This is a genomic window from Pseudomonas sp. NPDC089741 (assembly GCF_044748825.1).
Taxonomy (GTDB): Bacteria; Pseudomonadota; Gammaproteobacteria; order Pseudomonadales; family Pseudomonadaceae; genus Aquipseudomonas; species Aquipseudomonas helmanticensis.
Genome location: NZ_JBIVGT010000005.1, coordinates 62,965 through 77,496, shown reverse-complemented (window position 1 = coordinate 77,496; position 14,532 = coordinate 62,965). Strand labels below are relative to the sequence as shown.

Here is a 14,532-nt window from a genome sequence, read left to right as displayed (position 1 = left end):
TGCCTGCGATTCAAGCGTGGCCACAGATCGTTCCCATGCTCTGCGTGGGAATGCCTCTAGGGACGCTCCGCGTCCAGTGACGCGGAGCGTCACGGGCTGCATTCCCACGCAGAGCGTGGGAACGATCAGATCGCAGCCTTCGGCAGCTCTTACCGGGGCGGTGGGGTTAGCAGGACTGTGGGGTTTCGCCGCGTGCCAGGCGCGCGTTGATGTCGTCAATGACTTCCGGCAGCTCGGCGATGGTGTCGATCAGGTAATGCGGGCGCGAAGGGGCGAACATCTTGCCGATCCGCGCGCGCTCTTCGGCCAGTCGGTCCGACGGCAGCGCCTGGTATTGCTCGTAGGTCAGGCCCAGCGCGTTGCCGGAGCAGGTCAGCGCCACCGTCCACATGCCGGCGCTGCGACCTTCAAGAATGCCCGGCCAGGTGTCGTCGACCTTGACGCACGCGGCCACGTCGTCGATGCCCAGGGCAATCACGTTGGCCAGCGCCTGCGCCGGGTGCGGCCGGCCATTGGGCACTTCATCGGTGGCGACCACATGATCGGCGACATAGCCGTTTTCCCGCGCGAGTTCGACAACCTTGGCCATCACCACCGCTGGATATCCGGAGCACGAACCGATTTTCAAACCCTTGTCACGCAACGCGGCAATCGCTACAAGCGCGCCAGGGATCAGCGCCGAATGCAGGGCGATTTTCTCGATCTGCAGTGGCATGAAACGCTCATAAATCGCGGTCACGTCAGCATCGCTTGGCAAACGACCAAACGCAGAACGGTAACGTTCGCCAATCTGCGGCAGGTTGCACAAAGTGCGGATGTGGTCCCACTTGCCCATGCCCATCGGCCCGCGCGCTTCCTCCAGTGATACCGCGACGTCGAACTCGGCGAAGGCTTCGACGAAAATCTGCGTTGGTGCGAACGAGCCGAAATCAACAACGGTGCCAGCCCAGTCGAGGATGGCGGCTTGCAGGTGAGTCGGTTGCTTGTACTGCATGGTCAATCTCCGTTTTCAGGTAAGCGTTGGCCGTCCCTCAAATCAAAGGCAGGCGGTTTGAGGCAGGATTGAATCAATTCATCGGTGGCGCTGAGTCGAACAGTTCGGCAATCACCGGCCGGTTCCTGCGGATGCCGAGGCAACACAGGTGGTATTCGATAAAGAACGGGTGATCGACAAAGGTGATCGGCGTGGTGCCGGGCGTTTCGGCGTACTCGACGGCCGATACGAAACCGATGCCGATGCCTTTGACGATTGCGTGCACGATGGCTTCGCGGCTGTTCAGTTGCATGACGCAATTGAGTTCGATGTCGAGGCGCTTGCAGCGTTCTTCCACCAGTTGCCGGGTGCGTGCGCTGGTTTCGCGCATTACCCATTTTTCCTTGCTGATCGCGCTGACGTGAACCTGCGTCTGGCTGGCCCAGGGATGGTCATCGCGCACCACGGCAATGATCGGGTAGCGGTGATACAGCTGCGTATGAAAGCGCTCATCGAATTCCGACAACGCCAGAATCGCCACGTCGATATCGAAGTTGAACAACCGCGCCAGGGTGTCCTTTTCCGAAGAGAACGAAGTTTCCAGTTCGATATCCGGGTGGCGTTGCATCAGCTCATACGTCAGGTTCATCGCAATCGGTGGCGACACCGCACCGAGGCGCAGCATGCCGGTCTTGCGTTGTTTGAAACTCTGCAGCAGTTGCACCGCTTCATCTTCCTGGCCGAACAAGCCCTGGGTGATCGCATAGAGCTTGTGCCCGGCCGAACTCATCTCGATGTAGCGCCCACGGCGGTGGAACAGCTCCACCGAGAAGGTTTTCTCAAGTGCGTTGACCTGTTCGCTGACGGTCGGCTGGCCGACGCAGAGATACTCGGCGGCTAACGTGAAGCTGCCGGTCTTGGCCACCGCATGAAACGAACGCAACCACTTGTGATACTGGTACATGCAAGCCCCGTCAGCGTCGGATGAACAATGCCACTGCCGCGCTGCACAGGCAGGCGCTGGTGACCACTATGAAGATGAGAGACGTGTTTGCCGTGGTGTCAAGCAAACGACCAATCATCGGCTCGGCCAAGCCGGCGAACAGATAGGACGAAAAGTTCATGATCCCGGTTGCCGTGCCGGCGCGTTTGGCACCGACCAGATCCGGGCAGAGCGCCCAGAAACTCGATGCCGGCCCATAGACGAAGAATCCACAAAGGAACAAAGCCACCAGGCCAATGACGCTGTGCGGCGGCAGGCTCCACATCCACAGGCTGGTCGCGGCGCCGAGGACCATATAGAGCATGATCGCCAGATAACGCTTGGAGCCGAACAGCTTGTCCGACACCCAGCCATTGCTCAGGGCGCCGACCGCCATGCCGACGGGGAGGGCGACGGTGATCCATTTCGGGTCGATCATGCTGTCGCCGCTTTTCCAGTCAGCGCCGAGAAAGTGCACCGGCACCCAGACGATCAAGCCGTAGCGCGCCGCGTTCTGAAAGCCCAGCGACAGTGCGGCGATCAGCAGGCGAGGATTCTTCAGCACGGCTTTGTAGCGTTGTGCCGAGGACTCGACTGCGCCGTAAGCGGCTTCCTGATGTTTGTCATCAGTATTGGCCACACCGGTATCGGCCAACGGTTCGAAGCCCAGGTCCTGCGGCCGTTCACGGGCAACCAGATAGAAAATGATCCCGCCGGCGAGCATCATCAGCACCGGCAAACGGAAGATCCAGCGCCATTCCAGTTGCAGCACTTCGAGTACGACGATAGAGGTGACGTACGACAGAATCGACGCGCAACCGGCGGCGAAAGTGTAGAAGCCATAAACCTTGCCGCGCTCACCCGCCGCCCACCAATTGGCGATCAACCGCCCGCCCGGCGCCCAGCCCAAGGCCTGAAAGTAGCCGTTGACGCCCCATGGCAGAATCAGGCTGGAGAAACCGCTGGCAAAACTGGTCACCCAGTTCGCCGCGCAGGACAACACCGCGCCGAGGGTCATGATGCGCCGGCCACCGAATTTGTCGGCGAGGTTGCCGTTGATCGCCTGACCAATCGCGTAGGCCCAGAGCATCGCGGCAGAGGCCCAGCCGAGGGTTTCCTTGCTCAGACCGAACTCGGCCTGGATCCCCGGAATGGCGAAACCGAAGGTTTGTCGCCCGGTGTAGAAAAACAGATAGCAGAACATCGCCGCCAGCAGCATGCGCCACTGCGCGACACGGAACGAGGCAGAACGTTCGGCGAGACCAGGCATTGTTTCGGCACGATTCATGATCTTTTCCTTATTGTTGTGGATTCCCGCCGGATGTCGTCGGCGGGTGCACTCTTTTTTGGTGCGACAGGAAATCACCGCAGCGTTTTACGCCGCTGGCTGAGCTTGGGTTGTTCAGGTGTCGGGCGAGGTCAGGCAGCTTGAGAACCGATGAAGTTCTTGCCGCGTGCGCCCTGCATCGCCAGGTGAATGATGTCGTCGGCGTCCTTGGCCGAGACGCCGTAGTCGGCAAACTCGGTCTTCACACCCAGCGCATGGAGAAACTCGCGCAACTGCTGTTGAGCCTTGGGCAGGTCTGCGCCGAACACCCGCTGCAGGACGCGGTCGCGGGTGGCGTCATGGCCCCACGCCAGACCGAGCACCAGTGGCAGAGTGAAGGAGCAGGCGATGCCGTGGGGCAGGCCATGGCGCAAGGTCATTTCATAGGAAATGGAGTGTGCCAACGCGGTTTTGGTGTTGGAAAACGCCAGCCCGGCCTTGAGCGCCGCCAGTGCCATGCGCGTGCGCAGCTCCTGGCTGGACAAGTCTTTTTGCAGGCTCGGCAGGCATTCGAGAATGTCTTCGATCGCCGAGATGGCGAAGGTATCCGAGACTGGATTGGCGTTGACGTTCCAGATCGACTCCAGTGCATGGGACAGCGCATCGAGCCCGGTGGAAACGGTGACGCTGGCGGGTACGGTGAGCATCAACTGCGGGTCGATGATCGCCACGCGCGGCCAGGTGCAATCCAGGTGCAGCGAGTATTTCTTCTGGCTGGCGCTGTCCCAGATGGTTGCCCATGGCGTGACCTCGCTGCCGGTGCCGGCGGTGGTCGGCGCGGCGATCAGCTGTTTGCAGCGCGGCGGGGTGAACGGTTTGCCGGTCGCCAGCAGATTCAGCAGTTCATCGAAACGCCCCGACGCGGTGCCGACGATCAACGCCTTGGCAGTGTCAATGGCGCTGCCGCCACCGACAGCCAGAACCACATCACAGTCGCCGGCCTGCTGCCAGAAATCTTCGTAGGTGCTGCGCAAATGCGCGACGTCGGGATTGGGCTGAACATCCTCGAATACATAAACCAGGCGCTCCCCGAGCAGGGCTTGCAGGCGATCCACCAGCCCCAGCCCACGCGCCTCAGGGAAGGTCACGAGGGCGACGGTCTGCTGTTCGGTGATGGCGGCAAGTTCTTGCAGGCTGCCCCAGCCGAAACGGGTATCGACGGGGTTCTGGAAACGGGCAGTCATGGTGGATCCTTCTTGTTGTTGTCGTGTGGGCACATACTCGATGGCGGCCGACAACGCTACAAATCGATAAATCGCAGGGTTGAATCGGCTGAGCCGATAACAGCGGCTGCTAATGGGAAGAGCCACTCTGGATCGATGCACGCAGGCGACTGGAAACGGCGTCCGCCACGATCACCATGAAGGTAATGACGATGATGCAGGTCGCGGTTTCCGGGTATTTGAACAGTTTGAGACTGCTCACCAGCTCGAACCCCAAGCCGCCGGCACCGACCATTCCGAGCACCGTGGCCGAGCGCAGATTGACCTCGAAGCGGTAAAGAATCACCGCGATCCAGGCAGTGATGACCTGCGGTAAAACGCCGAACACGATCACTTGCAGCGGGCGCGCGCCAGTGGCTTGCAGCGCTTCGATCGGGCCTTGGTCGATCTCTTCGATGCTCTCGGCGAAGAACTTGCCGAGCATGCCCAGGCCATGCAGCGCCAGCGCCAGCACGCCGGGAAACGGACCGAGGCCGACGGCCGAGACAAAGATCAGCGCGAGGATCAGTTCGTTGATGCTGCGGGTGAAGTTCAGCGCCTGGCGCGTGATGTGAAACACCCAGCGATTGCGGCTCAGATTGCGCGCGGCGAGAAACGACATTGGAATCGCCAGCAACACCCCGAGCAAGGTGCCCCAAATGGCGATCTGCAAAGTCTCCACCGCTGGTGCGATCAGACGCGGAAGAATGCTCAGATCCGGCGGAAAGGTGCGCGAAAGAAAGTCACCAATCTGCGGCAATCCCGCCGCCAGTTCACCGAGGCTGAGCTGCGCGCCTTGTGCGCTCCAGTTCAGCGTCCACAGCACGATCAGGACGATGCCGGCGGTGGTCAGCCAGCTGCGCGTGCCACGAGGGTGGTCACCGACCCACTGATAATTTTGCGATTGCATGTTCAGGCCCTCGAGGCGGCGCGGTAGGTCAGGCTGGGTGTCGGGATGGCGGCGCATGGCTCGGCCGATTGCCCCGGATAGATTCGCGCCAGATCGGCCTCGGTCATGCTCGACGCTTGGCCATCGAACACCAGGTTGCCGTGAGCGAGGCCGACCACGCGGTCGCCAAACTCGCGGGCGTATTCGACCTGGTGCAGATTGCACAGCACGGTGATGCCCAGTTCGCGGGTGGCATCGCGCAGGTACTGCAAGACCAGTCGTGCGGTTTTCGGATCGAGGCTGGCGATCGGCTCATCGGCCAGAATCACCTTCGGCCGCTGCGCCAGTGCGCGGGCAATGCCGACACGCTGTTTCTGGCCGCCGGACAGCGAATCAGTGCGCTCACCGGCCTTGTGCGCCAGTTCCACGCGCTCCAGGCATTGCATCGCCAGCGCCACATCGTCACGGCGAAACAGTTGCAGAATCGAGGCGAGGGTGCCGACGGAACCGAGACGGCCGGTCAGCACATTCTTCAGCACGCTCAAGCGCGGCACGACGTTGTGGTGCTGAAAAATCATTGCCACTTCACGGCGTAAAACACTGGTGTCCGCGCAGGCGAGGGCGTCAATACCGGCGACGTTCAGCGTGCCGCTGTCGGCTTGCGCCAGTCGATTGATGCAGCGCAGCAAGGTCGATTTACCGGCACCGGACTGGCCCAGCACCACGACGAACTCGCCGGGCGCAACGTCGAGGTCGATGCCGCGCAACACCGGATTGCTGCCGTAATGTTTGCTCAGTTGGCGGATGCTGATCATTTCATGCTCCGCAAATCGAGATCGAGGACCTTGGCGGTTTCGCGCACCACGTCATAGGACGCATCCGTGGTGGGCTGGAAGCCATTGAGCACGCCCTGATCACCCCACGGCACGTCCTTGATCGAGGCCAGCGCGTCGGCGACTTTCTTCTTCAACTCCGGATCGAGCGCCTTGCGCCAGACCATCGGCGATTCAGGGATCGGCTTGGAACGCCAGACGATTTCGAAGTCATCCTGCTTGACCACGCCTTTGGCCACGGCGCTGGCAAAGATGCGGTCAGCCACGGCGGCGGCGTCGACTTTCCTGTTCTCGACCGCAAGGATGCTGGCGTCGTGGGAGCCGGAGAAAATCACTCGCTTGAACAAGCTGTCCGGCGCGAAACCGGCCTGTTCCAGACCGGCTTTTGGAAACAGATGGCCGGACGCCGAACTCGGGTCGACGAACGCGAACGTATGGCCCTTGAGGTCGGCCAGCGAATGGATGCCGCTGTCCTTGCGCGCCAGAATCACACTTTTGTAAGCGCTCTGGCCGGTCTTCTTGGTGACGGCTACCGAGAACGCTTCAACATCGGCCACCGAGGTCGCCAGCACATACGAGAACGGCCCGAGATAAGCGACGTCGAGTTTGCCCGAGCGCAGCGCCTCGATGATGCCGTTGTAATCGGTGGCCACGAACGGCACCACCGGCATGCCGATCTTGGCTTGCAGATCGTCGAGCACTTGTTTGCTCGATTCGATCATCGCCTGCGAGTCTTCCGAGGGGATCAGGCCAATCGTCAGTTTGTCCTTGGCCCAGACCTGGCTGGCACTCAGGGCAAGTACGGCAAGGCTGGCGGCACGCAGGAACTGGTTAATTGTTTTCATGGCATTCCACGCTGTGGTTGGGAGTTGCCACAGGCTAGGTCTGTCACGTGACAGTCATTCAATCAATTCAATATGAGAAACAGCACTTAACTATTGATGGAGTCTATGGATGTCGAGCGCGAAATTGCGGGCTTTTCTGGCGGTCGCCCGTCACGGCAGTTTCAGCGCTGGGGCGCGCGCGTCGGGTTTGAGCCAGCCGACACTGACCACGCAGGTGCAAAGCCTGGAGCGTCAGCACAACGTCGAACTGTTTCATCGGCGCGGGCGGCGGATCGAGCTGTCGGATGTTGGACGGCAATTGCTGCCGATCGCGCAGCGGCTGGCCTTGCTGGAACTGGAAGCGCACAACCTGTTGCGCGACTCCGGTCGGCTCGACAGCGGCCAGCTCAAAGTCGGTGCGGTGGGGCCGTTTCATGTGATCGAGATGGTCGACAGCTATTTGCAACAGCATCCGAATATCGATGTGTCGATCCGCGTGGGTAACTCGGCGCAAGTGTTATCGGATCTGGAAAACTACGTGACCGACATCGCCGTGCTGGCCGGGCGTCAGGATGACCCGGCGCTGTGTTCGGTGCGTTATGCGCGGCACGCGATCATCTTGTTTGCGCACCATGAGCATCCGCTGGCCAATCGCGGCAGCGTGCGCCTGGAAGAACTGGAAGGGCAGCGGCTGCTGCAACGAGAGCCCGGTTCGACCACGCGGCTGGTACTGGAGCAGGCGCTGAATGCGGCGCAAGTGAAGCCGAGGATCGCCATGGAAATCGGCAGTCGCGAGGCTTTGCGTGAAGCGGTGGTGCGCGGGCTGGGATTGGGTGTGGTGTCGGAAGCGGAATTCATTGCCGACCCGAAAATCCGCACGATCCGCATTGAGGGTGAAGCGCTGTATACCGAGACCTACCTGTACTGTCTGGCCGAGCGGCGCTCCAGTCGGCTCATCTCGTCGTTTTTCGAGGCAGCGCTGGGCTGAGTATTTGCAATTTTCAACGAGGCTTGGCTAATATACGATACATATACACATCGTATCGGATTCATATATGGGCATCGTAAAGATTTCAGAGGACATGCATGAGAACCTGCGCATCTCCAGCAACGCCCTCAGCCGCTCGATCAACGCGCAGGCCGAGCACTGGATGCGCATCGGCATGCTCGCCGAACTGCACCCCAACCTCGACCACAGCGCCATTTGCCGCTTGCTGATCCGCGCCGAACAGAACGGCGGGCTGGATCTGCAACAACTGACTCAGGAAGCCGTCAGCGCATGAGAAACCAGATCAAGATCAACACCCCGGCCGACATCGCGCAATCACGTGCTGCCGGCAAACTCGCCGCCGAAGTCCTGGCAATGCTGGTGCCGCACGTCAAGGCTGGCGTGACCACTGACGAGCTGGACCGGTTGTGCAACGACTACATCGTCAACGTGCAGAAAGCGGTGCCGGCCAACGTCGGTTATCACGGCTTTCCGAAAACCGTCTGCGCCTCGGTCAATGACGTGGTGTGCCACGGGATTCCGTCGGGCACGCCGTTGAAGGATGGCGACATCGTCAACCTCGACATCGCGGTGATCAAGGATGGCTGGTTCGGTGATACCAGCCGCATGTACGTGGTCGGTGAGCCAACGCCTGAAGCGCAGCACCTGATCAAGACCACCTATGACGCCATGTGCGCGGGGATTCGCGTGGTCAAACCGGGCGCGACGTTGGGCGACATCGGCCACGCGATTCAGACGCTGGCGGAGAAGGAAGGCTTCAGCGTGGTGCGCGAGTATTGCGGGCACGGCATCGGCAAGGTCTACCACGATGAACCGCAAATCCTGCATTACGGCTTTCCCAATCAGGGCATGAAGCTCAAGGCCGGGATGATTTTTACCGTGGAGCCGATGCTCAATGCCGGCAAGCGGCATGTGAAGAACATGCCGGATGGCTGGACCGTGCTGACCAAGGACGGCTCGCTGTCGGCGCAGTGGGAGCATATGGTGGCGGTGACGGAGACCGGATTTGAAATTCTTACGGCGTGGCCGGATCAGATCGAAGGCTATTCCCCAATCACCTAAACACCATAAACCCTCTGTGGGAGCGGGCTTGCTCGCGAAAGCGGTGTGTCATTCAACATTGTTGATGACTGACACGGACTCTTCGCGAGCAAGCCCGCTCCCACATTTGAAATGCATTCCTGTAGGAGCTGTCGAGTGAAACGAGGCTGCGATCTTTTGATCTTGTTTTCAACTGCAAGATCAACAGATCGCAGCCTGCGGCAGCTCCTACAGGTTATCTGGTGTGTGCGGGGATGCTTTGCAGCCAGTCGAGCATCTCGTCCCACAATGGCTGCGCACTCTCGCGAAAATAACCCATGTGTCCGTATGGCTGACCGTCCGGAGGTGGCTGCAGATCCAGCAGGGTCAGCGGTGCATTCACCATGGCTTTGACAAACGCATCGCGTGAGCGCGGCGGTGCCCAGGGATCATCGACCGATGTGGCGAAAACGCACGGGGTTTTGACCTCTGCGTACAGCCCACGCAGATGTGCCATCTCGGGGTCATCGAAATAGTAGTAGGGGTTTTTGCACCAGCGTTTCCAGTCGTTGTAAACGCCCAGCGGCAAATCATCGCCCATGCCCAATAAGCTCCAGGCCATGTAGCCTTTGCGGGCGACGATCAGCGGCAGCACAAACTTCCACATAAAGCGGATTTTCCAGCCTTCGGTCCGCGACATCCAGCCACTCCAGCCGGCTCCGCTGCCCACGGTGTAGCAGGCGGTCAGGGCGTGGTGGTTGGGGAGCAGGCCAATCGCGTGACCACCGAAAGAATGGCCGACCCAATACAGCGGCAATGCTTGCTGACGCAGCAGGTCGACTGCCGCCGCCAGATCCTGGAAGGCCCAATCCAGATACGCCATCTGAAAGCCTTTCAACTCAGCCGGTTTCGACTGGCCGACACCCCGGTAGTCAAGCGTCAGCACGTTGAAACCCTGGCGCGCCGCATGCTCGGCAAAGCGCCGATAAAAGCGCTGCTGCACGCCGGTGGCGCCGGCCATGATCAGGTTGCCTTTGGCCTCGCCGGATGCGCCGTAGCGGATCGCCGACAATGCATAACCGTCGTCGGCAACCAATGTGATGTCTTGTCTCTGGATCGAGTCAGCGAGGGGGGGGGCCATGGTGTGCACAGGTCTCTTCCGATTGAGTTGAGCCAAACCGTCGGCGACCTTTGAACACCGGTGCGCACCTTTACATCATCGCCAGTTGGGTACATGGAAACTAATCGAACAGTAGGTCACCGTCAAAGCGCGAGGGACAGGCTTATATCAAGGAATCACCGCCAGTTATCCTGAATGCCGATGTAGGAGCTGCCGCAGGCTGCGATCTTGTGATCTTGCATTTAGAACAAGATCAAAAGATCGCAGCCTGCGGCAGCTCCTACAGGGGTGTTCAGTGGGAGCCGGCGGCTTTGTTGAGGTCGCTTTCGGTCCATTCGGTGTAGACGCAGGCGTCGGCGGTGGCCCAGCGTACTTGCACCGGGTCGCCAGCCTTGAGCGGCATGCCGGCGGCTGACAGTGCTTTCACTGTCATTGATGTGCCGCCCGAGGTGACCACGCTGCAGGTCTGGCTTTCGCCGAGGAACAGCACTTCCACAACCTTCGCTGAAACCTCATTCCAACCCGACGGCAACGGTTCGCTGATCGCTTGCGCCACGCTCAACGCCAGTGCCTTTTCCGGGCGCACCATCAGCAGCACATCCTGATCGGTGTGCAACCCGGCTGTCAGTCGAATCGACAGTGACTGCCCTTCAAATGAAGCCGCCGCATTGCCCTGTGCCTTGAGCTTGAGGAAGTTCGAGTTGCCGAGGAAGGAGGCGACAAACGCATTCGGCGGATTCTGATAAAGGTCATAACCGCTGCCCAGACCGACAATCTTGCCGTGACTGAAAATCGCGATGCGCTGCGACAAACGCATCGCTTCTTCCTGGTCGTGGGTTACGTAAACAATGGTGATGCCCAGCCGGCGATGCAGTTGGCGCAGCTCATCCTGCAAGTCCTCGCGCAGCTTTTTATCCAGGGCGCCGAGCGGTTCGTCCATCAACAGAATGCGTGGTTCGTAAACCAGGGCGCGGGCGATGGCGACGCGTTGTTGCTGGCCGCCAGACAATTGCGAAGGGCGGCGATGAGCGAACTGTTCCAGCTGCACCAGTTTCAACATCGCATCGACACGCTTGTCGCGCTCGGCGGCGGCGAGTTTACGAATTGCCAGAGGGAAGGCGATGTTGTCGCGCACCGACAGATGCGGGAACAACGAATAACGCTGGAACACCATGCCGATGTCACGCTTGTGCGGCGGCACGTTCACCAGCGACTCACCATTGACGAGGATCTCGCCGCTGCTCGGCGTTTCAAACCCGGCGAGCATCGACAGCGTGGTGCTTTTACCCGAGCCGCTAGAGCCGAGGAAGGTGAGGAATTCACCGTCCTTGATGTCCAGCGAAATGTTATCGACGGCGGCAAAGTCGCCGTAGTGCTTGTTCAGATTGCGCAGGCTGACCAGGGGTTTGTCATTCTGCTGGGAAGCGTCTTTGATCACGGCACTCATGTCGTACTCCTGGGCGCTCAGGCGCTGATTTCGTTGCGCCGGCGCAATGCGGCGGCGATCACCATGACCAAAACAGACAAGCCGATCAGCAGCGTCGAGGCGACGGCGATTACTGGCGTCAGGTCTTGGCGCAGAGTGGTCCACATTTTCACGGGAAGGGTTTGCAGGGTCGGGCTGGCCATCATCACGCTGAGCACCACTTCATCCCACGAAACCAGAAAGGCGAAGAGGGCGCCGGCGACCATGCCCGGGCGAATCGCCGGGAACGTCACCTTGAACACCGCTTGCAGGCGCGAGGCACCGCAGATCACCGCCGCGTCTTCAATCGACTGATCGAACAGCTTCAGCGAGTTGATGATCGAGATGATGGTGAACGGCAGCGCGACGATCACATGGCTGACGACGAAGGCGAACATCGTCCCGGTGTAACCGAGCTTGAGGAACAGCGCGTACACCGCCACGGCGATGATCACCAGCGGCACGATCATCGGCAGGGTGAACAGGCCGTAGAGCATTTCCCGGCCAGGAAAGCGTCCGCGCACCAGCGCAAACGCCGTCGGCAAACCGAGGGCCACAGCGAAGATCGTGGTCAGCACGGCAACTTTGAGGCTGGCCGCAGCGGCGTTCATCCAGTCGGGGTTGGAGAAGAACTGGCCGTACCATTTCAGCGTCCAGCCCGGTGGCGGAAACACCAGCCACTGCGATGAACCGAATGACAGCAGCACGATAAAGACGATCGGCAACAGCAGGAACAGACCGATCAGCCCAGTGGTTGCATACAAGCCGAAACGCATGCGGCGGCTCATCGCATTGGGGGTCAGGAGCATGTCGGCTTACCTCGCGTTACTGGCGCCAACCGGGGATTCCGGCTGAAGCTTCAGGTAGAAGTAGAACAGCACCAGAGTGATCGCGATCAGCAACGCGGCGCCGGCACTGGCCAGGCCCCAGTTGAGGAACGATTGCACCTGCTGAATGATGAACTCCGGCAGCATCATGTTCTGCGCCCCGCCGAGCAGCGCCGGGGTCACGTAGTAACCGAGCGACATGACGAACACCATCAAGCCACCGGAGGCCAGACCCGGCCGGCACAGCGGCAGGAACACCCGAAAGAAGTTGGTCCACGGACTGGCGCCGCAGATCGAGCCGGCCTGCAGAATCATCGGGTCGATGGCCTGCATGGTCGCCTGCAACGGCAGCACGATGAACGGGATCATGATGTAGCTCATGCCGATCACCACGCCGGTGAGGTTGTGCACCATTTCCAGCGGCTGATCGATGATGCCCAGCGCCATCAAGGCCTTGTTGATCACGCCCGAGGCTTGCAGCAGCACCAGCCACGAATAGGTGCGGGCGAGCAGGCTGGTCCACATCGACAGCAGCACGATGTTGAGGATCCAGCGCCCCCAGCCGCGCGGCACCAAGGTGATCGCCCAAGCCAGCGGGAAGCCCAGCAGCAGGCTGAACAGCGTCACCAGCCCGGCCACCGAAAAGGTGTTGAGCAGCACCCGGGCATACGCCGAGTTGGCGAACAGTTGTTCATAGTTGCCAAGGCCTGGCGTCGGTTCGAGGACGCCGCGTAACAGCAGGCCAATCAACGGCGCGAGAAAGAACAGGCCGATGAACAACAGCGCCGGCACGAGGTTGCCGGCGCCGCGCCAGCGTTGTCTGAGGGACGGGGCTTGCTGCATCGCAACCGCCTGTGTTCCGTGGGCCGGACCGGCAGCGCTGGTAGCGCTCCCGGTGGCAGTGGAGGGACGGGACGCGGTGGCCGCCATTTTCATTTGACCAGCCATTCGTTCCACCGTGTCGCGATGGCCTGGCCGTTTTTGGCCCAGTACGCGAAATCAAGAGTGATCTGATCCTTAGCGTAGGCAGTCGGCAGGTTGGGGGCCAGCGTCGAATCCAGACGCTCCACACTGTCGAGGTTGACCGGGGCGTAGGCGGTCAGGTTGGAGAAGTCGGCCTGGCCTTTGGCGCTGCTGGCGCTGGCCAGAAACTTCATCGCCGCGTCCTTGTTTTTCGAGCCTTTGGGGATGACCAGAATGTCGGCCATGACCAGGTTCTGTTTCCAGCTCACGCCAACCGGCGCGCCGTCTTCTTGCAGGGCGTGAATGCGGCCGTTCCAGAACTGGCCCATGCTCGCTTCACCGGAGGCCAGCAGTTGCTGCGACTGCGCGCCGCCGCCCCACCAGACGATGTCTTTCTTGATGGTGTCGAGTTTCTTGAAGGCGCGATCCAGGTCCAGCGGGTAGAGCTTGTCGGCAGGTACGCCGTCGGCCAGCAGCGCCAGTTCGAGCACGCCAGGGCTTGGCCATTTGTACAGGGCGCGTTTGCCGGGGTAGGTCTTGGTGTCGAACAGGGCGCTCCAGTCCTGCGGCTTGTTGGCGCCGAGTTTGCCCTCGTTGTAGCCGAGGACGAAGGAGAAGAAGAACGAGCCGACGCCGTAATCGCTGACGAAACGCGGGTCGATCTTGTCGCGCTGGATGGTCTTGAAGTCGAGGGGTTCGAGCAGGCCTTCGGCAGCGGCGCGCAGGGCGAAATCGGCTTCGACATCGACCACGTCCCACTGCACGTTGCCACTCTCGACCATGGCTTTGAGTTTGCCGTAGTCGGTCGGGCCGTCCTGCACGACGGTGATGCCGCTGGCCTTGCTGAACGGATCGGCCCAGGCCTGTTTCTGCGCATCCTGGGTGCTTCCGCCCCAGCTGACGAAGTTCACGCTTTCGGCAGCCATTGCAGCCTGGCCGGTAACGCTGAGCAGTCCCGCAAAAAAGATCGCGGTTGCAGCTTTGTTCAACACCATGTTCACGCCCTCATTGTTGTGTTTTTGAGCGGGCTTGCGTTGTTGCCCGCCTATCGGGAGCAGTAGCTGGACGTTCGTTGAAGCGTCCGGTCTATGGAATATC

Annotated in this window: 15 protein-coding genes; 3 read left to right on the top strand and 12 right to left on the bottom strand. The window is 60.7% G+C overall.

Features of this window, described 5'->3' with window-relative positions; translation table 11 throughout:
* Positions 1–166: 166 nt before the first annotated feature.
* The 7 genes from phnX to phnD form a co-directional block, all read right to left on the bottom strand.
* Positions 167–994: a phosphonoacetaldehyde hydrolase gene (gene phnX / locus ACIPZE_RS07450; protein ID WP_400772195.1), complete on the bottom strand. Its 828-nt coding sequence runs from the start codon at positions 992–994 to the stop codon at positions 167–169.
* Positions 995–1,067: 73 nt separating this feature from the next.
* Positions 1,068–1,937: a LysR substrate-binding domain-containing protein gene (locus tag ACIPZE_RS07445; protein ID WP_283436771.1), complete on the bottom strand. Its 870-nt coding sequence runs from the start codon at positions 1,935–1,937 to the stop codon at positions 1,068–1,070.
* A gap of 10 nt (positions 1,938–1,947) precedes the next feature.
* Positions 1,948–3,243: an MFS transporter gene (locus ACIPZE_RS07440; protein ID WP_400772193.1), complete on the bottom strand. Its 1,296-nt coding sequence runs from the start codon at positions 3,241–3,243 to the stop codon at positions 1,948–1,950.
* 131 nt (positions 3,244–3,374) lie between these two features.
* Entirely contained in the window at positions 3,375–4,466 is a 1,092-nt protein-coding gene (psrA, locus tag ACIPZE_RS07435; protein ID WP_129392883.1) for an iron-containing alcohol dehydrogenase PsrA, read from the bottom strand.
* Positions 4,467–4,575: 109 nt separating this feature from the next.
* A complete protein-coding gene (gene phnE, locus ACIPZE_RS07430; RefSeq protein ID WP_400772191.1) occupies positions 4,576–5,394 on the bottom strand; it encodes a phosphonate ABC transporter, permease protein PhnE in 819 nt (272 codons plus the stop codon).
* A gap of 2 nt (positions 5,395–5,396) precedes the next feature.
* Positions 5,397–6,188 carry a phosphonate ABC transporter ATP-binding protein gene (gene phnC, locus ACIPZE_RS07425; RefSeq protein WP_283436768.1) on the bottom strand — a complete coding sequence of 264 codons (792 nt, stop codon included), beginning with the start codon at positions 6,186–6,188 and terminating at the stop codon, positions 5,397–5,399.
* Complete coding sequence (phnD, locus tag ACIPZE_RS07420) at positions 6,185–7,051, bottom strand: phosphonate ABC transporter substrate-binding protein (protein WP_283436767.1); 867 nt, start codon at positions 7,049–7,051, stop codon at positions 6,185–6,187. The genes phnC and phnD overlap by 4 nt, the downstream gene beginning before the upstream one ends.
* A gap of 109 nt (positions 7,052–7,160) precedes the next feature.
* Between phnD and ACIPZE_RS07415 the strand changes: the two genes are divergently transcribed.
* The 3 genes from ACIPZE_RS07415 (at position 7,161) to map (ending at position 9,101) form a co-directional block, all read left to right on the top strand.
* Positions 7,161–8,018, top strand: coding sequence for a LysR substrate-binding domain-containing protein (locus ACIPZE_RS07415; RefSeq protein WP_283436766.1), 858 nt, complete (start codon positions 7,161–7,163; stop codon positions 8,016–8,018).
* Positions 8,019–8,085: 67 nt separating this feature from the next.
* Complete coding sequence (locus ACIPZE_RS07410; RefSeq protein ID WP_007918027.1) at positions 8,086–8,313, top strand: ParD-like family protein; 228 nt, start codon at positions 8,086–8,088, stop codon at positions 8,311–8,313.
* Positions 8,310–9,101: a type I methionyl aminopeptidase gene (gene map / locus ACIPZE_RS07405; RefSeq protein WP_400772188.1), complete on the top strand. Its 792-nt coding sequence runs from the start codon at positions 8,310–8,312 to the stop codon at positions 9,099–9,101. Before ACIPZE_RS07410 ends, map begins: the two co-directional genes overlap by 4 nt.
* Positions 9,102–9,315: 214 nt before the next feature.
* Here map and ACIPZE_RS07400 read toward each other — a convergent pair whose 3' ends face one another.
* The 5 genes from ACIPZE_RS07400 to ACIPZE_RS07380 all read right to left on the bottom strand — a co-directional run bounded on the left by ACIPZE_RS07400 (position 9,316) and on the right by ACIPZE_RS07380 (position 14,429).
* Entirely contained in the window at positions 9,316–10,200 is an 885-nt protein-coding gene (locus ACIPZE_RS07400; RefSeq protein WP_400772187.1) for an alpha/beta fold hydrolase, read from the bottom strand.
* Positions 10,201–10,471: 271 nt separating this feature from the next.
* Positions 10,472–11,626, bottom strand: coding sequence for an ABC transporter ATP-binding protein (locus ACIPZE_RS07395; RefSeq protein WP_316918149.1), 1,155 nt, complete (start codon positions 11,624–11,626; stop codon positions 10,472–10,474).
* Between the two features lie 17 nt (positions 11,627–11,643).
* The gene (locus ACIPZE_RS07390) at positions 11,644–12,453 is read right to left on the bottom strand and encodes an ABC transporter permease (protein WP_122594265.1); all 810 of its coding nucleotides are present in this window, start codon (positions 12,451–12,453) and stop codon (positions 11,644–11,646) included.
* Between the two features lie 6 nt (positions 12,454–12,459).
* Positions 12,460–13,407: an ABC transporter permease gene (locus ACIPZE_RS07385; protein WP_400772402.1), complete on the bottom strand. Its 948-nt coding sequence runs from the start codon at positions 13,405–13,407 to the stop codon at positions 12,460–12,462.
* Positions 13,404–14,429, bottom strand: coding sequence for an ABC transporter substrate-binding protein (locus ACIPZE_RS07380; RefSeq protein ID WP_129392910.1), 1,026 nt, complete (start codon positions 14,427–14,429; stop codon positions 13,404–13,406). The genes ACIPZE_RS07385 and ACIPZE_RS07380 overlap by 4 nt, the downstream gene beginning before the upstream one ends.
* Positions 14,430–14,532: the final 103 nt, after the last annotated feature.